The organism is Citrobacter sp. CK198 (assembly GCF_030333295.1).
Lineage (GTDB): Bacteria > Pseudomonadota > Gammaproteobacteria > Enterobacterales > Enterobacteriaceae > Citrobacter_B > Citrobacter_B koseri.
This window is the reverse complement of record NZ_JAOWGE010000007.1, coordinates 138,777-161,865: the sequence shown is the minus strand read 5'-3', so window position 1 is coordinate 161,865 and position 23,089 is coordinate 138,777. Positions and strand designations below refer to the sequence as shown.

The 23,089-nt window shown below is 53.2% G+C and carries 20 protein-coding genes, 1 other RNA gene and 1 pseudogene; 16 read left to right on the top strand and 6 right to left on the bottom strand.

Features of this window, described 5'->3' with window-relative positions:
* Positions 1-11: 11 nt before the first annotated feature.
* Together OGY62_RS01305 and garD are read right to left on the bottom strand one after the other, a co-directional pair.
* Positions 12-866 (bottom strand): tagatose bisphosphate family class II aldolase, encoded by an 855-nt coding sequence (locus OGY62_RS01305; protein WP_047461058.1) that lies wholly within the window; start codon positions 864-866, stop codon positions 12-14.
* A gap of 287 nt (positions 867-1,153) precedes the next feature.
* Positions 1,154-2,725: a galactarate dehydratase gene (gene garD / locus OGY62_RS01300; RefSeq protein ID WP_012135264.1), complete on the bottom strand. Its 1,572-nt coding sequence runs from the start codon at positions 2,723-2,725 to the stop codon at positions 1,154-1,156.
* A 409-nt stretch (positions 2,726-3,134) separates the two neighbouring features.
* Here garD and garL point away from each other — a divergent pair, with 409 nt between their 5' ends.
* The 15 genes and pseudogenes from garL to OGY62_RS23345 all read left to right on the top strand — a co-directional run.
* Positions 3,135-3,905 (top strand): 2-dehydro-3-deoxyglucarate aldolase, encoded by a 771-nt coding sequence (garL, locus tag OGY62_RS01295; protein ID WP_024130976.1) that lies wholly within the window; start codon positions 3,135-3,137, stop codon positions 3,903-3,905.
* Between the two features lie 28 nt (positions 3,906-3,933).
* Positions 3,934-4,824 carry a 2-hydroxy-3-oxopropionate reductase gene (gene garR, locus OGY62_RS01290; RefSeq protein ID WP_286458907.1) on the top strand — a complete coding sequence of 297 codons (891 nt, stop codon included), beginning with the start codon at positions 3,934-3,936 and terminating at the stop codon, positions 4,822-4,824.
* Positions 4,825-4,920: 96 nt separating this feature from the next.
* Positions 4,921-6,066, top strand: a complete 1,146-nt coding sequence (gene garK, locus OGY62_RS01285; protein ID WP_012135257.1) for a glycerate 2-kinase — start codon at positions 4,921-4,923, stop codon at positions 6,064-6,066.
* Positions 6,067-6,098: 32 nt separating this feature from the next.
* An RNA gene (rnpB, locus tag OGY62_RS01280) (RNase P RNA component class A) lies at positions 6,099-6,477 on the top strand.
* Positions 6,478-6,544: 67 nt separating this feature from the next.
* On the top strand, positions 6,545-6,838 hold the full coding sequence (locus OGY62_RS01275; RefSeq protein WP_024130975.1) for a hypothetical protein: 294 nt from the start codon (positions 6,545-6,547) through the stop codon (positions 6,836-6,838).
* 615 nt (positions 6,839-7,453) lie between these two features.
* Positions 7,454-8,392: a transcriptional regulator TdcA gene (gene tdcA, locus OGY62_RS01270; RefSeq protein ID WP_047461068.1), complete on the top strand. Its 939-nt coding sequence runs from the start codon at positions 7,454-7,456 to the stop codon at positions 8,390-8,392.
* A 103-nt stretch (positions 8,393-8,495) separates the two neighbouring features.
* Positions 8,496-9,485, top strand: a complete 990-nt coding sequence (gene tdcB, locus OGY62_RS01265; RefSeq protein WP_012135254.1) for a bifunctional threonine ammonia-lyase/L-serine ammonia-lyase TdcB — start codon at positions 8,496-8,498, stop codon at positions 9,483-9,485.
* Positions 9,486-9,519: 34 nt separating this feature from the next.
* A complete protein-coding gene (tdcC, locus tag OGY62_RS01260; protein ID WP_012135253.1) occupies positions 9,520-10,851 on the top strand; it encodes a threonine/serine transporter TdcC in 1,332 nt (443 codons plus the stop codon).
* A gap of 31 nt (positions 10,852-10,882) precedes the next feature.
* A complete protein-coding gene (gene tdcD, locus OGY62_RS01255; protein ID WP_024130974.1) occupies positions 10,883-12,091 on the top strand; it encodes a propionate kinase in 1,209 nt (402 codons plus the stop codon).
* A 32-nt stretch (positions 12,092-12,123) separates the two neighbouring features.
* Positions 12,124-14,418, top strand: coding sequence for a formate C-acetyltransferase (gene pflB / locus OGY62_RS01250; protein WP_012135251.1), 2,295 nt, complete (start codon positions 12,124-12,126; stop codon positions 14,416-14,418).
* 13 nt (positions 14,419-14,431) lie between these two features.
* The gene (locus OGY62_RS01245; protein WP_012135250.1) at positions 14,432-14,827 is read left to right on the top strand and encodes an enamine/imine deaminase; all 396 of its coding nucleotides are present in this window, start codon (positions 14,432-14,434) and stop codon (positions 14,825-14,827) included.
* A gap of 100 nt (positions 14,828-14,927) precedes the next feature.
* Complete coding sequence (gene tdcG / locus OGY62_RS01240; RefSeq protein ID WP_012135249.1) at positions 14,928-16,292, top strand: L-serine ammonia-lyase; 1,365 nt, start codon at positions 14,928-14,930, stop codon at positions 16,290-16,292.
* Positions 16,293-16,672: 380 nt separating this feature from the next.
* A complete protein-coding gene (locus tag OGY62_RS01235) occupies positions 16,673-18,004 on the top strand; it encodes an SLC5/6 family protein (RefSeq protein WP_024130973.1) in 1,332 nt (443 codons plus the stop codon).
* Between the two features lie 25 nt (positions 18,005-18,029).
* The gene (locus tag OGY62_RS01230; RefSeq protein WP_286458905.1) at positions 18,030-19,340 is read left to right on the top strand and encodes an L-cysteine desulfidase family protein; all 1,311 of its coding nucleotides are present in this window, start codon (positions 18,030-18,032) and stop codon (positions 19,338-19,340) included.
* Between the two features lie 133 nt (positions 19,341-19,473).
* Positions 19,474-19,566, top strand: a pseudogene (locus OGY62_RS23345) (hypothetical protein); the annotation flags it as partial.
* A gap of 20 nt (positions 19,567-19,586) precedes the next feature.
* On the opposite strand, the gene OGY62_RS01225 reads toward OGY62_RS23345, so the two are convergent.
* Both OGY62_RS01225 and OGY62_RS01220 read right to left on the bottom strand, forming a co-directional pair.
* Positions 19,587-19,751: a protein YhaL gene (locus OGY62_RS01225; RefSeq protein ID WP_047463896.1), complete on the bottom strand. Its 165-nt coding sequence runs from the start codon at positions 19,749-19,751 to the stop codon at positions 19,587-19,589.
* Positions 19,752-19,777: 26 nt separating this feature from the next.
* Complete coding sequence (locus OGY62_RS01220) at positions 19,778-20,479, bottom strand: pirin family protein (RefSeq protein ID WP_214143719.1); 702 nt, start codon at positions 20,477-20,479, stop codon at positions 19,778-19,780.
* Positions 20,480-20,583: 104 nt separating this feature from the next.
* On the opposite strand from OGY62_RS01220, the gene yhaJ reads away from it, so the two are divergent.
* On the top strand, positions 20,584-21,480 hold the full coding sequence (gene yhaJ / locus OGY62_RS01215; RefSeq protein WP_012135243.1) for a DNA-binding transcriptional regulator YhaJ: 897 nt from the start codon (positions 20,584-20,586) through the stop codon (positions 21,478-21,480).
* Positions 21,481-21,569: 89 nt separating this feature from the next.
* On the opposite strand, the gene OGY62_RS01210 is transcribed toward yhaJ, so the two are convergent.
* Positions 21,570-21,935: a DUF805 domain-containing protein gene (locus OGY62_RS01210; protein ID WP_286458903.1), complete on the bottom strand. Its 366-nt coding sequence runs from the start codon at positions 21,933-21,935 to the stop codon at positions 21,570-21,572.
* 158 nt (positions 21,936-22,093) lie between these two features.
* Complete coding sequence (locus tag OGY62_RS01205) at positions 22,094-23,089, bottom strand: glutathione S-transferase family protein (RefSeq protein WP_049010352.1); 996 nt, start codon at positions 23,087-23,089, stop codon at positions 22,094-22,096.

Sequence of the window (23,089 nt, the reverse complement as noted above, 5' to 3'; positions counted from 1 at the left end):
ATATAGCAGCCTTATAGCCTTCCTTCGCAACCGCAGTCGGTGATGACTTTACGTACGACATCTTTCATTGCGGCTTTGGCCGGAACCATGTAGTGCCGTGGATCGCTGGCATCGGAATGTGTACGCAAATAATTTTTCAGGGCGTCGGAAAAAGCGATTTTTAGCTCGGTTGCGACGTTGACTTTACAAATACCCAGTGAGATAGCCTTGCGAATATCACTGCCAGGTAGCCCTGATGCGCCATGTAAAACTAAAGGGATATCAACATGCTGTCGGATCTCTGCCAGGCGTTCGAAATCCAGTTTCGGTTCTGCGGTATACAGACCATGTGCGGTGCCAATCGCTACGGCCAAAGAGTCGATACCTGTTTTAGCCACGAATTCTTGAGCCTGTTCTGGATGGGTATACAAAGCATCTTTGCCATCCACGATGAGATCATCTTCCTGTCCGCCCAGACGCCCCAGTTCTGCCTCAACACTGACGTCATAGCGATGGCAGTAATCCGTTACGTTTTTCACTAAGGCGATGTTGTCTGCAAACGGCAGATGCGAGCCGTCGATCATCACTGAGCGAACGCCTGCCCTGACTTTCTCTTCGATATCCATTGTTTTCTCATGATGATCGAGATGAATGGCCAGAGGATGGTTCCAGGTTTTTGCCAACTCGCTGGCAATTGCCACGATATTACTGACGCCAGCGTAGCTGAAGGTTCCTGGTGTTCCGGCAACGATCAATGGCGCGCGCATTTCAGCGGCGGTTTCCACCACGACCTGTAATGTTTCGAGGTTGTGGATGTTGAATGCGGGCACCGCGTAACCTTCACGCTGAGCTTTCTTTAGCATCGTTTTGGTTGAAATGATAAACATCCTTCCTCCGAATTCTTTCGTTTGTTTTCTTCGAAAGAAGATATAGGGTTTCGTAATGTTATTTTGTGATTCTGATCTAATAAATGAAAGTTTCGAAAGTATCTGGAGGGTTGCGAAAGTCGTGCGATGAAAAGCGCTGTAAGAATGAAGTAGGGGTTGGGGGCTTATCAATTCAGACGTAGAAAGAGGGAGGCGGCAGAAGATATAAAATGTAGGTCTTCAAAATGGAGAGTCTTTAAAAAGCGTTGCCGGATGGTGATGCGATCCCCATCCGGCCTTTTTCGTCATCAGGTCACTGGCGCGGGGTTAAACACGGCCAGCTGGTTATGCAGCCCCCATTGGTCTGAGAAGGTTTTTTTACGACCGCTCGCGACGTCCAGAATAAAGTGGAACAGCTTCCAGCCCACGTCCTCAATACTCTCTTCCCCTGTGGCAATGGTGCCCGCGTTGATGTCCATCAAATCAAACCAGCGATTCGCCAGCTCTGTGCGGGTCGCCATTTTGATTACCGGAACCGCCATCAGGCCATATGGCGTTCCGCGACCGGTTGTGAACACCTGCACGGTGATCCCGGAAGCGACCTGCTGCGTGCCGCAGACAAAATCACTGGCGGGCGTGGCGGCGTAAATTAAACCGCGTTTTGTCGGTCGCTGACCGGGGGACAGCACTTCCACAATTGCGCTCTGCCCGGATTTTGCGATAGAGCCCAACGCTTTTTCCACCACGTTCGCGAGACCGCCTTTTTTGTTGCCCGGCGACGGGTTGGCGCTGCGGTCGGTTTTCCCCATATCAAGATAGTTATCGTACCAGGCCATCTCTTCCAGCAGGCGTTTGCCGACCTCTTCGTTAATCGCGCGTGGCGTGAGAAGGTGGATTGCATCACGGACTTCGGTGACTTCCGAGAACATCACCGTCGCGCCGCAACGCACTAACAGATCCGAGGCGTAACCCACCGCCGGGTTGGCCGTCACGCCGGAAAACGCATCGCTGCCGCCGCACTGCATTCCGACCACCAGTTCGGAAGCCGGGCAGGTTTCACGCTGGCGCTGGTTGAGCTTCGCCAGGTGGCGTTCGGCCACCTGCAAAATATCCTCGACCATTGACTTAAAGCCGACGTGCTGCTCATCCTGCAAACGCACAATACTGGCGCTGTCCACCGGAATCCCTTTCACATCTTCCGTGCCTTCCAGCAGACGTTCCGGCTGAAGTTTTTCACAGCCAAGGCCGATGACCATCACTTCGCCGCCGAAGTTCGGGTTCAACGAGATGTTATGAATGGTGCGGATAGGCACCACGGCCGCTGGCGCGTTGATCGCCACGCCGCAGCCGTACAAGTGGTTCAGACCGACAACGCCGTCTACGTTCGGGTATCCAGGCAGCAGGTCACGCTCAATGATCTTCACGACATAATCCACGACGCCCGCCACGCAGTGTACGCTGGTGGTGATGCCGAGCAGGTTTTTGGTGCCGACGCTGCCATCCGCGTTGCGGTAGCCTTCAAACGTGTAGCCTTCCAGCGGCGGCAGCGGTTCCGGCACTTTCGTCGCCAGCGGCAGGGTGTGTAACGGCGGCGCTTTCGGTAGCTCAACCAGCGACTCATCTATCCAGCTGCCGCGTGCGATGTCGCGAACGGCATAGCCGATCACCTCGCCATAACGCACGATTTCGCCGTGAGCAGGAATCGCCTCCAGCGCCACTTTATGCCCTTGAGGAATATGTTCAACCAACGCCAGACCGTCCGGGAAACGCGTTCCGGCTTGCAGACCATTGTCATTAACAATAATTGCCACGTTATCGGTGTCATGCACTTTAATATAAAACGCGGTTGGCGATTCTTGTCTAATTTCGATATCGGCCATTGTCCAGTATTCTCCAGCCAGGTGGTGATAATAAATGTGTTAAAGAGAACAACTGCTTTTTATTGTCAGAATTAAAAATACGTTGCTGCTAAATAAAGAATGCCAGGAGTTTTTGTTTAAAAATGTGATCGCGATCGGCCATTATTCCCGATGGTACGGGCGCTGGGCGAGTAATGTACAAATCTGTGCATCACCGCCCATGACGTTGTGCAAATGCTCAAAATATTATTCATTGTGAATATTAAAATTGAGCAATACAACAATGTTTAGCGGCGTAAGTATGATTATACTGATTCACGACTTTCATTATCCGCTATCGATAAAATATCAGCGTAATTCCTTAGATGAGCAAATCGAAATATCTCCCGGAATTGCGGAAATAAATAATGATTCATCCAGGGTATAAATGATGAGTAACGATATCTTCCCGAACAAATTTAAAGCTGCGCTGGCAGCGCAACGCATTCAGATCGGCTGTTGGTCCGCGCTGGCAAACCCCATCAGTACGGAAGTGTTAGGGCTGGCAGGTTTTGACTGGCTGGTGCTGGATGGCGAACATGCGCCGAACGATATCTCAACTTTTATTCCACAACTGATGGCGTTGAAAGGCAGCGCCAGCGCGCCGGTGGTACGGGTGCCGACGAACGAGCCGGTCATTATTAAGCGTCTGCTGGATATCGGTTTCTATAACTTCCTGATCCCGTTTGTCGAGACGGAAGAAGAAGCCGTTCGCGCCGTGGCCTCGACGCGTTATCCGCCGGAAGGCATCCGCGGGGTCTCCGTTTCCCATCGCGCCAATATGTTTGGCACCGTGCCGGATTACTTTGCCCAGTCAAATAAGAACATCACCATTCTGGTGCAGATCGAAAGCCAGCAGGGGGTGGATAACGTTGATGCTATCGCGGCCACTGAAGGCGTTGACGGTATTTTTGTCGGCCCAAGCGATCTGGCTGCGGCGTTAGGTCATCTTGGTAACGCCTCTCACCCGGAAGTACAGAAAACCATTCAGCATATCTTTGCCCGCGCCAAAGCCCACGGTAAACCGTGCGGCATTCTGGCGCCGGTCGAAGCCGACGCGCGCCGCTATCTGGAATGGGGCGCGACGTTCGTTGCCGTGGGGAGCGATTTGGGCGTGTTCCGCTCCGCCACGCAAAAGCTGGCTGACGCCTTTAAGAAATAACCACCACTGAAACAAGAGAGAGAAGATTATGACGATGAAAGTAGGTTTCATTGGCCTGGGCATCATGGGTAAACCAATGAGCAAAAACCTCCTCAAAGCCGGTTACTCGCTGGTGGTTTCTGACCGTAACCCTGACGCGATTGCCGAAGTTATTGCCGCAGGCGCAGAAACCGCAACCACGGCAAAAGCCGTTGCCGAACAGTGCGATGTGATTATCACCATGCTGCCGAACTCGCCGCATGTGAAAGAAGTGGCGCTGGGCGAAGGCGGCATTATTGAAGGCGCGAAGCCAGGCACCGTTTTGATCGATATGAGCTCTATCGCTCCGCTGGCAAGCCGTGAAATCAGCGATGCGCTGAAAGCAAAAGGTATCGATATGCTGGATGCGCCGGTAAGCGGCGGCGAGCCGAAAGCGATCGACGGTACGCTGTCGGTGATGGTTGGCGGCGATAAAGCGATTTTCTATAAATATTACGATCTGCTAAAAGCAATGGCCGGTTCCGTGGTGCATACCGGTGATATTGGCGCGGGCAACGTGACCAAACTGGCTAACCAGGTGATTGTCGCGCTGAACATCGCAGCCATGTCTGAAGCGCTGACGCTGGCGACCAAAGCGGGGGTGAACCCGGATCTGGTGTATCAGGCGATTCGCGGCGGTCTGGCGGGTAGCACCGTGCTGGATGCGAAAGCGCCGATGGTGATGGAACGGAATTTCAAACCGGGCTTTCGCATCGATCTGCATATTAAAGATCTGGCGAATGCGCTGGACACCTCTCATGGCGTAGGCGCGCAGCTGCCGCTGACCGCCGCCGTGATGGAAATGATGCAGGCGCTACGTGCCGATGGTCTGGGCACGGCCGACCATAGCGCCCTGGCCTGCTACTACGAAAAACTGGCGAAAGTGGAAATCGCTCGCTAATGACGTCATGCCCGGTCGCGCGCGGCGGTCCGGGCCTATGACCCTGGCCGGATAAGTGAAACGCCATCCGGCGTTGTGCAGTAACAGGCTACAACTATGAAAATCGTAATCGCCCCAGACTCTTATAAAGAAAGCCTTTCTGCCGCTGAAGTTGCGCAGGCGATAGAAAAAGGATTCCGGGAAATTTTTCCCGATGCGCAGTATGTTTCTATCCCGGTCGCTGACGGCGGAGAGGGAACGGTCGAAGCCATGATTGCCGCCACGCATGGAACGCAGTATACCGCTTTTGTGACGGGGCCGCTGGGGGAGACCGTCATGGCCAACTGGGGCATGTCCGGGGACGGCAGCACCGCGTTTATTGAAATGGCGGCGGCCAGCGGGCTGGCGTTGGTTCCGCCAGAAAAGCGTAATCCGTTGATTACTACGTCGCGCGGTACCGGAGAGCTGATCCTGCATGCGCTGGAGCACGGCGCCAGAAGCATTATCATCGGCATTGGCGGCAGCGCGACCAATGACGGCGGCGCGGGCATGGTGCAGGCGCTGGGCGCCCGATTAACGGATGCGAACGGTACTGAAATTGGGAACGGCGGCGGCAGCCTGAACAGCCTGAATGCGATTGATGTCTCTGGTCTCGATCCGCGTTTAAAAACGTGTGCTATCCGGGTGGCCTGCGATGTGACCAATCCACTGACGGGCGAAAATGGCGCGTCGCGAATCTTTGGGCCGCAGAAAGGCGCGACCGAAAAGCTCATTCATGAACTGGACGGCAATCTTGCTCATTATGCCGACATGATTAAAAAGTCGCTGCGCGTGGATGTGGAAAATGTCCCCGGCGCGGGCGCGGCTGGCGGGATGGGGGCGGCCTTAATGGCTTTCCTCGGCGCAGAGTTGCGCAGCGGCATTGAGATAGTCACCACGGCGCTCAATCTGGAAGAACATATCCACGACTGCGCGTTAGTCGTCACCGGCGAAGGGCGTATCGACAGCCAGAGTATTCACGGCAAAGTACCGATAGGCGTCGCCAGTGTGGCGAAAAAGTATCATAAGCCAGTGATTGGGATCGCGGGGAGTCTGACGCATGATGTGGGAGTGGTGCATCAGCATGGCATTGATGCCGTGTTCAGCGTGCTTACCCGCATTGGCACGCTGGATGAAGCCTTTCGCGGCGCGTTTGATAATATCTACCGCGCCTCGCGAAACATCGCCGCAACGCTGGCGATAGGAATGCGCAGTGCAGGGTGACAATGGCGTGCAAACCCTCTATACTGCGCGCCGAAGCTGACCAGACAGTCGCCGCTTCGTCGTCGTCCCTTTCGGGGGAGACGGGCGGAGGGGAGGAAAGTCCGGGCTCCATAGGGCAGGGTGCCAGGTAACGCCTGGGGGGCGCAAGCCCACGACCAGTGCAACAGAGAGCAAACCGCCGATGGCCCGCGCAAGCGGGATCAGGTAAGGGTGAAAGGGTGCGGTAAGAGCGCACCGCGCGGCTGGTAACAGTTCGCGGCACGGTAAACTCCACCCGGAGCAAGGCCAAATAGGGGTTCATAAGGTACGGCCCGTACTGAACCCGGGTAGGCTGCTTGAGCCAGTGAGCGATTGCTGGCCTAGATGAATGACTGTCCACGACAGAACCCGGCTTATCGGTCAGTTTCACCTCTTCATGTAAAAACCCGCTTCGGCGGGTTTTTGCTTTCATAGCGTTTGGGTTTCCCGGTACTGCCTGATGGCTTATCAGGAGCGCTTTGGTAGGCCGGATAAGACGCGTGAGCGTCGCCATCCGGCAGATTCTCCGCGTACGTTGCCTGATGGCGCTGCGCTTATCAGGCCTACGGCAGAGCGCTTTGGTAGGCTGGATAAGACGCGTGAGCGTCACCATCCGGCGGATTCTCCGCGTACGTTGCCTGATGGCGCTGCGCTTATCAGTCCTGTGGCTGAGCGCTTTGGTAGGCCGGATAAGACGCGCCAGCGTCGCCATCCGGCGGATTCCCCGCAGAAGGTGCCCGATCGCGCTGCGTAACATAATTTCCCCGCCAAAAGATATTTCTTGTTCTGTGACCACTAACACAAAACGCTGTGTGGTGATTTTTTAACCGGATAAAAGATTGGCTGTTGATCGCTATCACAAAATTACGCGCTACAAAAATTGACAATCACAGTGTTAATATATTGTTGGTAATGATAATGGTGTGTATTAAATGAATTAAATATTCGTGTGCGTAATGTTTTTTTACAAACAAATAAGAAGAAAAAATGTGATATGCCACAATCTTTAATCCCAATAAGGGTGTAATTGTACTTATTTTTGATTAATTGTCCGTTAAATTTAAACGTAAATCTGCGTGTTAATTATGCGATAATTGATTGAATTATCGTCTTTCCCGAATTTGTAAAATAGCGAATGAAACGCATATGTTATCGCCATAAAATATTGTTATCCCCTCATGATTTTTTGACAAAAATCATGATAAAGTGCAGTCATGTTCTTTTAACTTATTGATAATAAATGATTTATTTTTTAAAAAATAAGCTTACAAAATGTAAGGTAAGTTAATTTGTGAGTAGTCGCACATAACCATGTAACCTTTATTTGGTACACTTCATGCCGTCAACAAAGTAATTAGTGCAGGTCGATATGAATACTATTCTTCTCCCTAAAACACAGCACTTGGTGGTCTTTCAGGAAGTCATTAGAAGTGGTTCTATCGGTTCTGCCGCAAAAGAGTTAGGGTTAACTCAGCCTGCTGTAAGTAAAATTATCAATGATGTTGAGGCCTATTTTGGCGTTGAGTTAATCGTTCGCAAAAATACCGGTGTCACGTTAACCAGCGCAGGTCAGGTGCTGCTTACCTGGTCTGAATCCATCACCCGTGAAATGAAAAACATGGTGAACGAGATGAACAGCATGACCTGCAACACGGTGGTCGACGTTTCGTTTGGTTTTCCTTCGTTGATTGGCTTTACCTTTATGTCTGACATGATTCATAAATTTAAAGAGGTGTTCCCAAAAGCGCAGGTGTCGATGTATGAAGCGCAGCTCTCCTCGTTCCTGCCCGCGATTCGCGACGGACGCCTGGATTTCGCTATCGGCACGCTCAGTGATGAGATGAAACTACAGGATCTACACGTGGAACCGCTTTTTGAGTCAGAGTTTGTCCTGGTGGCCAGTAAGTCCCGAACATGCACCGGCATCACCACACTGGAATCGTTGCAGAACGAACAGTGGGTGTTGCCACAAACGAATATGGGCTACTACAGCGAACTCCTCACCACGTTACAAAGAAATGGCATCAGCAGTGAAAACATCGTTAAAACAGATTCCGTTGTCACTATTTATAATCTTGTTCTCAATGCTGATTTTCTGACCGTCATTCCCTGCGATATGACATCTCCATTCGGTTCAAACCAGTTTATTACGATTCCAGTAGAGGAAGATTTACCGGTCGCGCGTTATGCCGCGATCTGGTCTAAAAACTATCGGATTAAAAAAGCAGCATCGGTTTTGGTGGAATTAGCCAAAGAATATTCATCTTATAATGGTTGCAGACGAAAGCAATTAATAGAAATTAAGTAACGGATTAAATTTAATTTAATCAAAAACTGATGCCATCTGTCTGAATATCGGACGTTGGTACTGACTATTTATTTTACCTTAATACCCAGGTTAAGAGGTTATAATGCATATTACATACGATCTCCCGGTTGCGATTGAAGATATCCTCGAAGCGAAAAAAAGACTTGCGGGGAAAATTTATAAAACAGGTATGCCGCGCTCTAACTATTTCAGCGAGCGCTGCAAAGGCGAAATATTCCTTAAGTTCGAAAATATGCAACGCACGGGCTCTTTTAAAATCCGCGGTGCGTTTAACAAACTCAGTTCATTAACGGAAGAAGAAAAACGTAAAGGCGTGGTGGCTTGCTCTGCCGGTAACCATGCGCAAGGGGTGTCTCTCTCCTGCGCGATGCTCGGTATCGACGGCAAAGTCGTGATGCCGAAAGGCGCGCCGAAGTCCAAAGTGGCGGCCACCTGCGACTACTCCGCTGAAGTGGTGCTGCACGGTGACAACTTCAACGATACCATCGCCAAAGTGAGCGAAATTGTTGAGACTGAAGGCCGCATTTTTATTCCACCTTATGACGATCCGAAAGTGATTGCCGGGCAGGGAACGATTGGCCTGGAAATTATGGAAGATCTGTATGATGTCGATAACGTCATTGTACCAATTGGCGGCGGCGGTCTGATTGCCGGTGTTGCGATTGCTATTAAATCCATTAACCCGACAATTAAAGTTATTGGCGTACAGTCCGAAAACGTACACGGCATGGCGGCATCTTATCATGCAGGAGAAATAACCACTCACCGAACGACCGGCACCCTGGCGGATGGTTGTGATGTTTCTCGCCCGGGTAATTTAACGTATGAGATTGTTCGTGAATTAGTGGATGACATTGTCCTGGTCAGCGAAGATGAAATTCGTAACAGCATGATTGCATTAATTCAGCGCAATAAAGTCGTCACTGAAGGCGCTGGCGCACTGGCATGTGCCGCATTATTAAGCGGGAAATTAGATAGCTATATCCAGAACAGAAAAACGGTCAGCATTATTTCTGGCGGCAATATCGATCTTTCTCGTGTATCGCAAATTACGGGCTTAGTTGACGCTTAAACCCGGCTATTAATCTTTTCGTTGAGGATAGGATATGAGTACTACTGATAGCATTGTATCCAGCCAGACAAAACAGTCGTCCTGGCGTAAATCGGACACCACATGGACACTGGGACTATTTGGTACTGCCATCGGCGCCGGGGTGTTGTTCTTCCCTATTCGCGCAGGCTTTGGCGGGCTGATCCCGATTCTTTTGATGCTGGTGTTGGCCTACCCCATTGCGTTTTACTGCCACCGTGCGCTGGCGCGCCTGTGTCTTTCCGGTTCTAACCCTTCCGGCAACATCACAGAAACGGTAGAAGAGCACTTTGGTAAAACAGGCGGCGTGGTCATCACGTTCCTGTACTTCTTCGCTATCTGTCCGCTGCTGTGGATTTATGGCGTAACCATTACCAACACCTTTATGACCTTCTGGGAAAACCAGTTGCAGATGCCGGCGCTTAACCGTGGCTTTGTGGCGCTGTTCCTGCTGCTGCTGATGGCTTTCGTTATCTGGTTTGGTAAAGACCTGATGGTTAAAGTGATGAGCTACCTGGTATGGCCGTTCATTGCCAGCCTGGTGCTGATCTCTCTGTCGCTGATCCCTTACTGGAACTCTGCGGTTATCGATCAGGTGGATCTCAGCAATATCGCGTTAACCGGGCATGACGGCATTCTGGTTACCGTGTGGCTGGGTATCTCCATCATGGTGTTCTCCTTTAACTTCTCGCCTATCGTCTCTTCTTTCGTGGTTTCCAAACGTGAAGAGTATGAGAAAGACTTTGGTCGTGAATTTACTGAGCGTAAATGTTCACAGATCATCTCCCGCGCCAGCATGCTGATGGTGGCCGTGGTGATGTTCTTCGCCTTCAGCTGCCTGTTCACGCTCTCTCCGGCCAACATGGCGGATGCGAAAGCGCAGAACATTCCGGTGCTCTCATATCTGGCGAACCACTTTGCGTCGCTGTCTGGCACTAAATCAACGTTTGCTACGGTTCTGGAGTACGGGGCTTCCATCATCGCACTGGTCGCTATCTTCAAATCGTTCTTCGGTCACTATCTGGGCACGCTGGAAGGCCTGAACGGTCTGGTGCTGAAGTTTGGTTACAAAGGCGATAAAACCAAAGTTTCACTGGGCAAACTCAACACCATCAGCATGATCTTCATCATGGGTTCCACCTGGGTTGTGGCATACGCCAACCCGAACATCCTGGACCTGATTGAAGCAATGGGTGCGCCGATCATTGCCTCGCTGCTCTGCCTGCTGCCGATGTACGCCATCCGTAAAGCGCCGTCACTGGCGAAATACCGTGGTCGTCTGGATAACGTGTTTGTGACCGTGATTGGTCTGCTGACCATCCTGAATATCGTGTACAAACTGTTCTAATCCTTTAGCTCAGGATGAGCGGAGTAGTGAAATGAATGAATTTCCGGTAGTTCTGGTGATTAACTGTGGATCGTCTTCCATTAAGTTTTCAGTACTGGATGCAACCCATTGCGATGTGTTAATGGCAGGAATTGCGGACGGTATTAATTCTGAAGATGCGTTTTTATCCGTAAATGGAGGAGAGCCAGCTAAGCTGGCTCACCACAGCTACGAAGGCGCATTAAAGGCGATTGCGTTTGAACTGGAAAAACGTAATTTAATCGACAGCGTGGCCTTAATTGGCCACCGTATTGCCCACGGCGGAAATATCTTTACGGCATCAGCCATTATTACGGATGAAGTTATCGAGAATATCCGCCGGGTTTCTCCTTTAGCACCGTTACATAATTACGCCAATTTAAGCGGAATTGAATCGGCGCAGCATCTTTTCCCGGGCGTACAGCAGGTGGCGGTATTTGATACCAGCTTCCATCAAACGATGGCGCCTGAAGCCTATTTGTACGGCTTGCCGTGGAAATATTTTGAGGAGTTGGGCGTCCGGCGCTATGGCTTTCATGGCACCTCGCACCGCTATGTCTCGCAACGTGCGCATGACCTTCTTGCGCTACAGGAAGAGGACTCGGGTCTGGTTGTCGCGCATCTGGGCAATGGCGCTTCTATCTGTGCCGTTCGTAACGGTCAAAGCGTTGATACCTCTATGGGGATGACCCCGCTGGAAGGGCTGATGATGGGCACCCGCAGCGGCGATGTGGACTTCGGCGCGATGGCGTGGATTGCCAGCGAAACCAACCAGACGCTGGGCGATATGGAACGTGTGGTGAATAAAGAGTCTGGTTTGCTGGGGATTTCCGGTCTGTCATCTGACTTACGTGTACTGGAAAAAGCCTGGCATGAAGGGCATGAACGTGCGCAACTGGCGATTAAAACCTTTGTGCACCGTATTGCCCGCCACATTGCCGGGCATGCCGCATCGTTACACCGCCTGGACGGTATTATTTTTACCGGGGGGATTGGCGAAAACTCCGTGTTAATTCGCCGCCTGGTCATTGAACATTTGGCTGTTCTGGGCGTGAAATTAGATCACGAGATGAATAGCCTGCCTAATTCTCACGGTGAAAGAATTATCTCCAGCAAAGACACCAACGTTATTTGTGCCGTCATTCCAACGAATGAAGAAAAAATGATTGCCCTCGACGCTATTCATTTAGGCAAAGTTAACGCACCTGTGGAATTTGCATAATTTATTGTTGTTCTGTAGAGAGACTATTTTTCATGAAGGTAAATATCGATACCAGCGATATGCTGTATGCCGAAGCCTGGCTTGGCTTTAAAGGTACGGACTGGAAAGAAGAAATTAATGTCCGTGATTTTATTCAGCACAACTATACACCCTATGAGGGAGATGAATCCTTCCTCGCGGAAGCCACGCCTGCGACTACCGCATTGTGGGAAAAAGTTATGGCGGGTATTCGTATTGAAAACTCGACGCATGCGCCAGTCGATTTCGATACCAACATTGCGACCACCATTACTGCCCATGACGCGGGTTATATTGAGCAGGAGCTGGAAAAAATCGTCGGTTTGCAAACCGATAAGCCACTCAAGCGCGCGCTGCATCCGTTTGGCGGCATCAATATGATCAAAAGCTCATTCCAGGCGTATGGTCGTGAAATGGATGCTGATTTTGAATATCAGTTTACCGAGCTGCGTAAAACCCATAACCAGGGTGTATTCGACGCGTATTCGCCGGATATGCTGCGCTGCCGTAAATCCGGGGTGCTGACCGGCTTACCGGATGGCTACGGTCGTGGGCGTATTATCGGCGACTATCGCCGCGTTGCGCTGTACGGTATCCGTTATCTGGTGCGCGAGCGTGAGTTGCAGTTTGCCGATCTCCAGTCAAATCTGGAGTGGGGGCAGAACCTTGAAGCGACGATTCGCCTGCGTGAAGAGCTGGCCGAACACCGTCGTGCGCTGCTGCAAATGCAGGAAATGGCCGCCAAATACGGCTGCGATATCTCCCGTCCGGCGCGTAACGCGCAGGAAGCCGTCCAGTGGCTTTACTTCGCCTATCTGGCAGCGGTGAAATCGCAGAACGGCGGCGCAATGTCGCTGGGCCGTACCGCGTCGTTCCTCGACATCTACATTGAGCGAGACTTCAAAGCCGGGATCTTAACGGAAGAACAGGCGCAGGAACTGATCGACCACTTCATCATGAAGATCCGCATGGTGCGCTTCCTGCGCACGCCGGAATTTGACACGCTGTTCTCCGGCGATCCGATTTGGGCAACCGAAGTGATCGGCGGTATGGGGCTGGATGGCCGCACGCTGGTGACCAAAAACTCCTTCCGCTATCTGCATACCCTGCACACGATGGGGCCTGCGCCAGAGCCGAACCTGACCGTGCTGTGGTCAGAAGCGCTGCCGGTCGCTTTTAAAAAGTATGCGGCACAGGTGTCGATCGTCACTTCATCTTTGCAGTATGAAAATGACGATCTGATGCGCGCTGACTTTGACAGCGATGATTACGCCATTGCTTGCTGCGTCAGCCCAATGGTCATCGGTAAGCAGATGCAGTTCTTCGGCGCCCGCGCCAACCTCGCTAAAACGCTGCTGTATGCAATCAACGGCGGTGTGGATGAGAAGCTGAAAATCCAGGTCGGGCCGAAAACGGCGCCATTAATGGATGACGTGCTGGATTACGACACGGTGATGGAGAGCCTTGACCACTTCATGGACTGGCTGGCGGTGCAGTACATCAGCGCGCTGAATATCATCCACTACATGCACGACAAGTACAGCTACGAAGCGTCGCTGATGGCGCTGCACGATCGTGACGTTTATCGCACGATGGCATGCGGCATCGCGGGGCTGTCCGTGGCGACGGATTCGCTGTCCGCCATCAAGTACGCGAAGGTGAAACCGGTGCGCGACCATAACGGGCTGGCAGTCGATTTTGTCATCGAAGGCGAATATCCGCAGTACGGCAACAACGACGAGCGCGTGGACAGCATTGCCTGCGATCTGGTTGAACGCTTTATGAAGAAAATTAAAGTGTTGCCAACCTACCGCAACGCGGTGCCGACACAGTCCATTCTGACCATCACCTCGAACGTGGTGTACGGCCAGAAAACCGGGAATACGCCGGATGGACGTCGTGGCGGTACGCCGTTCGCGCCGGGTGCGAACCCGATGCACGGCCGTGACCGTAAAGGCGCTGTCGCTTCGCTGACTTCCGTCGCGAAACTGCCGTTCACCTATGCCAAAGACGGGATTTCCTACACCTTCTCCATTGTGCCTGCGGCGTTGGGCAAAGATGACGGCGTGCGGAAAACCAATCTGGTCGGCCTGCTGGACGGATACTTCCATCATGAAGCGCATGTGGAAGGCGGTCAGCACCTGAACGTCAACGTGATGAACCGTGAAATGCTGCTGGACGCCATCGAGCACCCGGAAAGCTATCCGAACCTGACGATCCGCGTGTCCGGCTACGCCGTGCGCTTTAATGCGCTCACCCGCGAGCAACAGCAGGATGTGATTTCACGTACCTTTACCCAGGCGATATAACGCCGGAGGCGCTATGAGAAAGATTATTGCCACCCAACATGCACCGGGAGCCATCGGCCCCTACGTACAGGGTGTGGATTTGGGCAGTATGGTGCTGACCTCAGGTCAGATCCCGGTATGCCCGCAAACGGGCGAGGTCGCGGAAAATGTCGTCGATCAGGCGCGTCAGAGCCTGGAAAACGTCAAAGCGATTGTGGAAGCTGCGGGCCTGAAAGTGGGCGATATCGTGAAGACCACTGTGTTCATTACCGATCTGAACGATTTCACCACCATCAACGAGGTGTATCAGCAGTTCTTTGATGAGCATCAGGCGACTTACCCTACGCGCAGCTGTGTGCAGGTCGCCCGTTTGCCGAAGGATGTGAAGCTGGAGATTGAAGCTATCGCGGTGCGTGGCGATACGCTGTAACCCCCTGCGGGGCGATCGTCAGGATCGCCCCGATCCCAAAAACGAGTGTGAAACTATTTGATGTCTGGTCTCCACTGAACGGCAATCCGAGGTTCTGGATATGATTAGCGCATTCGATATTTTTAAGATTGGCATTGGACCTTCCAGCTCCCATACCGTAGGGCCGATGAATGCAGGAAAATGTTTTATCGATCAACTGACCAGCAAGGGTGATTTACTTCGCACGACGCGTATTACGGTTGATCTGTATGGATCGTTATCGCTGACCGGGAAAGGTCATGCGACGGATACCGCCATCATGATGGGGCTGGCAGGCAACAGCCCGCAAAACGTGAATATCGACGCGATTCCCACCTTTATTGAAGACGTAACGCGCAGTGGACGCCTGCCGGTGGCCGAGGGAGCGCACGTTGTTGATTTCCCGGTAGCAGACAGCATTCTCTTTCACGCCGAAACGCTACCGCGCCATGAAAATGGGATGCGTATTACGGCATGGAACGGGCAAGAGACGCTGTTGAGCAAAACCTATTACTCCATCGGCGGCGGGTTTATCGTCGAAGAGGAGCGTTTCGGGCAGGCGCATGATGTCGAAACGCCAGTACCTTATGATTTTCACTCGGCCAGCGAACTGCTGAAACTGTGTGAGCGAAACGGGCTTTCGGTCTCTGGCCTGATGATGCAAAACGAGCTGGCGTTGCGCAGCAAAGAGGAGATTGACGCCGGATTCGCGCGCATCTGGGATGTGATGCACGCCGGGATTGAACGCGGCATGAACACCGAGGGCGTACTGCCGGGGCCGCTGAATGTGCCGCGTCGCGCCGTTGCGTTAAGGCGTCTGCTGGTCTCCAGCGACAGCCTCTCCAGCGACCCGATGAACGTTATCGACTGGATCAACATGTTTGCGCTGGCCGTCAGTGAAGAGAACGCGGCAGGAGGACGGGTCGTAACGGCGCCAACTAACGGCGCATGCGGCATTATTCCAGCTGTACTGGCCTATTACGATAAGTTCCGCCGTCCGGTGAATGCCAACTCGATTGCCCGCTATCTGCTGGCTGCGGGCGCGATTGGCGCGCTGTATAAGATGAATGCGTCTATCTCCGGTGCGGAAGTGGGCTGTCAGGGGGAAGTTGGCGTCGCCTGCTCGATGGCGGCGGCAGGGCTGACGGAACTGCTGGGCGGTAGTCCATCGCAGGTTTGCATTGCGGCGGAAATCGCGATGGAGCACAACCTGGGATTGACCTGCGATCCGGTGGCCGGGCAGGTGCAAATTCCTTGCATTGAACGTAACGCGATTAATGCGGTAAAAGCGGTGAATGCGGCGCGAATGGCGCTGCGGCGAACATCTGAGCCACGGGTGTCGCTCGATAAAGTGATCGAGACGATGTATGAAACCGGCAAGGATATGAACGATAAGTACCGCGAGACTTCGCGCGGTGGGCTGGCGATTAAGGTCGTTTGTACCTGAGGTGAATAGCCGTGCCTGATGGCGCTGCGCTTATCAGGCCTACGGTTTACGTACGTTTGCAGGCCGGAGAAGGCGCAAGCGCCGCCATCCGGCAATGAATTAATCAACATGGCATGATAAAAAGGTGCACTTTAGTGCACCTTTTTTGTTGTGATCTGCTTCAAGAATAGAAATTCAATTCTTTATTTGGCCGTAAAAGAGAAAATATTTCTTAACTTTTAGAAATTACAGGGGTTTGTTTGTGAAGTTTTTCTCTGATCCTGCGCGTATGATTCCCTCACTACTCCAATAACTCGCCTGCGCACGACGTACCGCGTATCGCCTTGATGCGGCACGGAAAAATAATAAAAAACTCTACCTACATATTAAGCGAGAACGTAATGGAAACGGCAACGAATAACAGCGTAATACTCGACGCATCAGCTCCGGCGCGCCGGGCAGGGATGACCGAAAGCGAATGGCGCGAAGCCATTAAATTCGACAGCACCGACACGGGCTGGGTCATCATGAGTATTGGTATGGCGATCGGCGCGGGGATTGTTTTTCTCCCGGTGCAGGTCGGTTTAATGGGGCTGTGGGTCTTTTTACTCTCCTCCATTATCGGCTATCCCGCGATGTATCTGTTCCAGCGCCTGTTCATCAACACGCTGGCGGAGTCCCCGGAATGTAAAGACTACCCGAGCGTCATCAGCGGCTATCTGGGGAAAAACTGGGGCATCCTGTTAGGCGCACTCTACTTTGTGATGCTGGTGATCTGGATGTTTGTCTACTCCACCGCCATCACTAACGACAGCGCCTCTTATCTGCACACCTTTGGCGTCACGGAAGGTTTGCTCTCCGACAGCCCGTTCTATGGACTGGTGCTGATTTGCATTCTGGTGGCGATCTCGTCACGCGGTGAGCAGCTTCTGTTCAAGATTTCGACCGGCATGGTGCTGACTAAACTGCTGGTGGTCGCGGCGCTCGGCGTCTCAATGATCGGGATGTGGCATTTGTACAACATTGGCGCGCTGCCGCCGATGGCGCTGTTGATTAAAAACGCCATCATCACCTTGCCGTTTACGCTGACCTCCATCCTGTTTATCCAGACCTTGAGTCCGATGGTGATCTCTTATCGTTCACGCGAAAAATCCATTGAGGTCGCACGGCATAAAGCGCTGCGCGCCATGAACATCGCGTTCGGCATTCTGTTTGTTACCGTCTTTTTCTACGCGGTCTCTTTCACCCTGGCGATGGGGCATGACGAAGCGGTCAAAGCCTACGAGCAGAACATCTCTGCACTGGCGATCGCCGCGCAGTTTATTAGCGGCGCGGGTGCGGGCTGGGTGAAAGTAGTCAGCGTGATCCTGAATATCTTTGCCGTTATGACCGCGTTCTTCGGCGTTTACTTAGGCTTTCGCGAAGCGACTCAGGGAATTGTGATGAACCTGCTGCGCCGCAGAATGCCTGTCGAGAAGATTAACGAACGCTTCGTGCAGCGCGGCATTATGGTTTTCGCCATCTTACTGGCCTGGAGCGCCATTGTGCTGAATGCGCCGGTGCTGAGTTTCACCTCTATCTGTAGCCCGATCTTCGGCATGGTGGGATGTTTGATCCCGGCCTGGCTGGTCTACAAAGTTCCTGCACTGCACAAATACAAGGGCGCGTCTCTGTATCTGATTATCGTCACGGGTTTGCTGCTGTGCGTTTCTCCGTTCCTGGCATTTGCTTGATCTTCCTGAAAGTAAGGTTGTTGTTATGTTTGAGTCTACAGAAAATCCGTTATGGCAGCGTTTTATCCTCGCAGTACAGGAAGAGGTAAAACCGGCACTGGGATGTACGGAACCTGTCTCTCTGGCGCTGGCGGCGGCGGTTGCCGCGGCTGAACTTGACGGCGAAGTTGAACGCGTTGACGCGTGGGTCTCGCCGAACCTGATGAAGAATGGCCTGGGCGTCACCGTGCCGGGCACCGGGATGGTTGGGCTTCCCATTGCGGCAGCGCTGGGGGCGCTTGGCGGCGATGCCAGCGCGGGGCTGGAAGTGTTGAAAAACGCCTCTTCGGGGGCGATTGCGGATGCGAAAGCGATGCTGGCTGCCGGGAAGGTGTCGGTGATGTTGCAGGAGCCATGCGACGACATCCTCTTCTCACGCGCCAAAGTGTGCAGCGGCGATGCGTGGGCCTGCGTAACGATCGTCGGCGGGCACACCAATATCGTGCGCATTGAAACTCACACTGGAGTGATCTTTACGCAGACCGAAAGCGTGCAGGGGGAGGCGCAAGAATCGCCGCTGTCGGTCTTATCAAAGACCTCGCTGGAAGAGATTCTGGCGTTTGTGAATGCGGTGCCGTTTGCGTCAATCCGCTTTATTCTGGAGGCCGCCAGACTGAACGGCGCGCTGTCGCAGGAAGGATTGCGCGGCACCTGGGGGCTGCATATCGGGGCGACGTTGCAAAAGCAGTGCGCACGCGGTCTGCTGGCGGACGATCTGTCAACGGCGATCCTGATTCGCACCAGCGCAGCTTCGGATGCGCGGATGGGCGGCGCGACGCTGCCAGCCATGAGTAACTCCGGCTCCGGCAATCAGGGGATCACCGCGACAGTTCCCGTAATGGTGGTGGCGGAGCATGTGGGGGCGGATGACGAACGTCTGGCGCGCGCCCTGATGCTCTCGCACCTGAGCGCGATCTACATTCACCATCAGCTTCCACGCCTGTCAGCGCTCTGTGCGGCGACCACGGCGGCAATGGGGGCGGCGGCAGGAATGGCGTGGCTGATGGATGGCCGCTATAACACGATTGCGATGGCGATCAGCAGTATGATCGGCGACGTGAGCGGGATGATATGCGACGGCGCATCGAATAGCTGTGCGATGAAGGTATCGACCAGCGCGTCTGCGGCCTGGAAAGCGGTGTTAATGGCGCTGGATGATACGGCGGTAACTGGCAACGAAGGGATTGTGGCGCATAACGTCGAGCAATCTATTTCGAATTTGTGCGCGTTGGCCTGTCATGCAATGCAGCAAACCGACCGTCAGGTTATCGAAATTATGGCCAGTAAGGCGCATTAACCCTGTGGCGCGGGTTTGCCTGATGGCGCTGCGCTTATCAGGCCTACGGCAACTTGTGTTCGTAGGCCTGATAAGGCGTTTACGCCGCCATCTAGCATTACGTTTATCGATAATCAGAAGCCGCCTTTTCAGTTTGCCTGATGGCGCTACGCTTATCAGGCCTACGGTAACTTGTGTTTGTAGGCCGGATAAGGCGTTTACGCCGCCATCCGGCATTACGTTTGTCGATAATCAGAAGCCGCCTTTTCAGGCGGCTTCATCTTCTTCCGCTAACCGGATCTCTGCATCCGCGACGATCGCTTCCAGTTCGGTTAGCATCTCCTCGTAGCCAAATTTCCCGGGCGCGTTTGCCGCATCCTGTGCTGCGGGTTGGGTTACGGATTGATGCTTTTTAGCCGATTTTTTGCTCACAGTCATAACTCCCTTATTTTTTCTGACTACACAGGCAAATCTATCAGTAAAGCGCGCAATGGCGTGTCGGCAACTAACGTTATGTTAGCTTCATCACGAATAAATGCGCCGTCGCCGCAGGTAAGCGCTTCTCGCTCCTCGTTATGCGTTACCGCATGAAACGTACCGTGAATCGACTGCAAATAGGCGCGTGGGCCATGCAGTTGAAAGCTCAGCGACTCGCCTTTTTTCAGCGCAATATGGTGCACCCAGACCTGCTGGCGTAATTGCAGGCTGTCCTGCTCTCCATCCGGGGAGGCGAGGAGTTGCTGTTTGCCCGCGGTTAGCGTGGTTTTCTGTACCAACGGGTTTTCCCGCTCAGGACAGGCGTCCAGCCATAGCTGCATCCTGGTAAGCGACTTATCTTTACTGAGATTATGCTCGCTATAGCTAATGCCCGGCTGCGTGGCGAGCAGCAGGGCTTCGCCCGCTTTCGCCTGGACATGATTGCCTTCGCTGTCGCGATATTCCGCTTCGCCTTCCAGAATCAGGTTTAAAATATCCACCTTCGGATAGGTGCGCGGCTGGAAGGAGGCGCCTGGCGCCAGCACTTCCTGGTTGAGTACGCGCAGGGAGGCATAGCCCAGCAGTTTAGGGTCGAAGTAGTGTCCAAAGGAGAAGGTATAACGGGCCTGCAACCATCCGTAGTCTGCCTGTCCGCACTGTTTGGCTGTTCGGGTAGTAATCATAATTCTTGACCTCTCTTTACTTCCTTTTATGTTAAGGGGCTGGACGCTGCATTGTTAGCCAGATATTCTGCCCGGTATGTTCAAATTTCCTGAATGAGAACGATATGGCCAAAGAAAGGGCGTTAACACTGGAAGCGTTACGCGTCATGGACGCAATAGATCGACGCGGGAGCTTCGCGGCGGCGGCAGATGAGTTAGGTCGCGTACCATCCGCGCTCAGCTACACCATGCAAAAACTGGAAGAGGAGCTGGATGTGGTGTTGTTTGACCGCTCCGGCCATCGGACAAAATTCACCAACGTGGGGCGTATGCTGCTGGAACGCGGGCGCGTATTGCTGGAAGCGGCAGACAAGCTGACCACCGATGCCGAAGCGCTGGCGCGCGGTTGGGAAACGCACCTGACGCTGGTGACAGAAGCGCTGGTGCCGACCTCAGCCTTCTTCCCGCTGATTGACCGACTGGCCGCGAAAGCCAACACCCAGCTTTCGGTGATCACGGAAGTGCTGGCGGGCGCCTGGGAGCGTCTGGAGCAGGGGCGGGCCGATATTGTGATTGCACCGGATATGCATTTCCGCTCGTCGTCAGAAATTAACTCCCGCAAGCTGTATACGCTGATGAACGTCTACGTGGCGGCGCCGGATCATCCGATTCATCAGGAGCCGGAGCCGTTGTCTGAAGTGACCCGCGTGAAATATCGTGGTGTGGCGGTGGCGGATACCGCCCGCGAGCGACCGGTATTGACCGTGCAACTGCTGGACAAACAGCCGCGCCTGACGGTGAGTACCATTGAAGACAAACGTCAGGCTTTGCTGGCCGGGCTGGGCGTCGCGACCATGCCGTATCCGCTGGTCGAACAGGATATCGCGCAAGGAAGACTGCGGGTCGTCAGCCCGGAATCGACCAGCGAAATTGATATTATTATGGCCTGGCGACGCGACAGCATGGGCGAGGCGAAAGCCTGGTGCCTGCGGGAAATCCCGAAACTGTTTGCCAGCAGATAAGAGCGCAAGCCCGGTTTAGCCGGATGGCGGTGCAGGCGCTCGCGTAGGCCTGATAAGCGCAGCGCCATCAGGCATCTACCGGCTTCACTTCAGGGCAGAATTTTAGGGGCCTGCCCGAAGCGGTTTTCGCCTGGCGTACCGTTCTGGCAGTTAAAGAGGATGATGACCAGCCAGCCAATAACAGGGATGAGGAGCAGCAACAGCCACCATGCGGAACGATCGGTATCATGCAACCGACGGAACTGTACTGCCCACCACGGTAAGAAAATCAGAATGCCATAAATGGTTGTCAGCACGCCTTCGCCCCCGGCGCGTTGCCAGCCGAACATCTTGTCCAGCACGCCCAACACGAACGTAAAAATGACGTTGACCAGAATAAACATCCAGTACTCTTTACGACGCGCGCGGCCGCCAAAGCCGATATAGTTCTTCAATACTTTTAAATACCAGTCCATTTTCGCCTCAACATACGGTCAATCACTTGTTTTTAAATAAGAATAGCCGTGAATGGAATGGTGGTAAATATTCGAATGATTAATGTGTTTAATGCACCGGGCGGGTAAGGCGAGTCAGCGCCGCCGCCAGGCTGTTTCCTGGTGGCGGCGTAAGGGGATTATCCCGCTTTTGCAAAGCGGACGTCGCGCCCGTGAGGCTCATTGAGATCCTGCAACGGGCCAATGGAGATAATCCCCGTCGGGTTGATGGTTTTGTGGCTACGGAAGTAGTGGTTACGGATATGGTCGAAGTTGACGGTTTCCGCAATGCCGGGCATCTGCCAGATATCGCGCAGGAAACCATAAAGATTCAGGTAATCGCTGATGCGGTATTTGTCGCACTTGAAGTGCGTAACGTAAACCTGGTCAAAACGCACCAGCGTGGTCCACAGGCGAATGTCCGCCTCGGTTAACTGGTCGCCGGTCAGGTAACGGTGCTGCCCCAGAATTTGCTCCAGACGCGCCAGTGACTCGAACACTTTCTCTACGGCTTCATCATAGGCCTGCTGGCTGGTGGCGAACCCGGCTTTGTACACGCCGTTGTTGACGTTGTCATAAATCCAGCTATTGAGCTCGTCAATTTTTCCGCGCAGGGCCGTCGGGTAGTAATCCCCGGCTTTGGCGCCCAGCGCATCGAATGCGGTATTGAACATGCGAATGATTTCCGCCGATTCATTACTGACGATGGTGTGATTCTTTTTATCCCACAATACCGGTACGGTGACGCGACCGCTGTAGTGCGGATCGGCATGCAGATAGAGTTGATACAGAAACTCGTGTTGATACAGCGTATCACCGGTTGCCGCCGGGAAATTATCATCAAACGTCCAGCCATTCTCCAGCATCAGCGGATTCACAACAGAAACGGAGATAAACGGTTCCAGCCCCTTGAGCTTGCGCAGGATCAGCGTGCGATGCGCCCACGGGCAGGCAAGTGAAACATACAGGTGATAGCGATCTTTTTCGGCGGCAAAGCCCCCTTCGCCAGTCGGGCCCGGCGCGCCATCAGCGGTGAGCCAGTTACGGAAAGCCGATACAGAACGTTGAAATTTCCCCCCCGTAGACTTGGTGTCATACCAGGTGTCATGCCATACGCCGTCAATCAGTTGTCCCAT

Excerpts from the sequence above, each read along its gene's own strand:
- OGY62_RS01305 (WP_047461058.1), bottom strand. The coding sequence starts at position 866 with ATGTTTATCATTTCAACCAAAACGATGCTAAAGAAAGCTCAGCGTGAA.
- garD (WP_012135264.1), bottom strand. The coding sequence starts at position 2,725 with ATGGCCGATATCGAAATTAGACAAGAATCGCCAACCGCGTTTTATATT.
- garL (WP_024130976.1), top strand. The coding sequence starts at position 3,135 with ATGAGTAACGATATCTTCCCGAACAAATTTAAAGCTGCGCTGGCAGCG.
- garR (WP_286458907.1), top strand. The coding sequence starts at position 3,934 with ATGACGATGAAAGTAGGTTTCATTGGCCTGGGCATCATGGGTAAACCA.
- garK (WP_012135257.1), top strand. The coding sequence starts at position 4,921 with ATGAAAATCGTAATCGCCCCAGACTCTTATAAAGAAAGCCTTTCTGCC.
- OGY62_RS01275 (WP_024130975.1), top strand. The coding sequence starts at position 6,545 with ATGGCTTATCAGGAGCGCTTTGGTAGGCCGGATAAGACGCGTGAGCGT.
- tdcA (WP_047461068.1), top strand. The coding sequence starts at position 7,454 with ATGAATACTATTCTTCTCCCTAAAACACAGCACTTGGTGGTCTTTCAG.
- tdcB (WP_012135254.1), top strand. The coding sequence starts at position 8,496 with ATGCATATTACATACGATCTCCCGGTTGCGATTGAAGATATCCTCGAA.
- tdcC (WP_012135253.1), top strand. The coding sequence starts at position 9,520 with ATGAGTACTACTGATAGCATTGTATCCAGCCAGACAAAACAGTCGTCC.
- tdcD (WP_024130974.1), top strand. The coding sequence starts at position 10,883 with ATGAATGAATTTCCGGTAGTTCTGGTGATTAACTGTGGATCGTCTTCC.
- pflB (WP_012135251.1), top strand. The coding sequence starts at position 12,124 with ATGAAGGTAAATATCGATACCAGCGATATGCTGTATGCCGAAGCCTGG.
- OGY62_RS01245 (WP_012135250.1), top strand. The coding sequence starts at position 14,432 with ATGAGAAAGATTATTGCCACCCAACATGCACCGGGAGCCATCGGCCCC.
- tdcG (WP_012135249.1), top strand. The coding sequence starts at position 14,928 with ATGATTAGCGCATTCGATATTTTTAAGATTGGCATTGGACCTTCCAGC.
- OGY62_RS01235 (WP_024130973.1), top strand. The coding sequence starts at position 16,673 with ATGGAAACGGCAACGAATAACAGCGTAATACTCGACGCATCAGCTCCG.
- OGY62_RS01230 (WP_286458905.1), top strand. The coding sequence starts at position 18,030 with ATGTTTGAGTCTACAGAAAATCCGTTATGGCAGCGTTTTATCCTCGCA.
- OGY62_RS01220 (WP_214143719.1), bottom strand. The coding sequence starts at position 20,479 with ATGATTACTACCCGAACAGCCAAACAGTGCGGACAGGCAGACTACGGA.
- yhaJ (WP_012135243.1), top strand. The coding sequence starts at position 20,584 with ATGGCCAAAGAAAGGGCGTTAACACTGGAAGCGTTACGCGTCATGGAC.
- OGY62_RS01210 (WP_286458903.1), bottom strand. The coding sequence starts at position 21,935 with ATGGACTGGTATTTAAAAGTATTGAAGAACTATATCGGCTTTGGCGGC.
- OGY62_RS01205 (WP_049010352.1), bottom strand. The coding sequence starts at position 23,089 with ATGGGACAACTGATTGACGGCGTATGGCATGACACCTGGTATGACACC.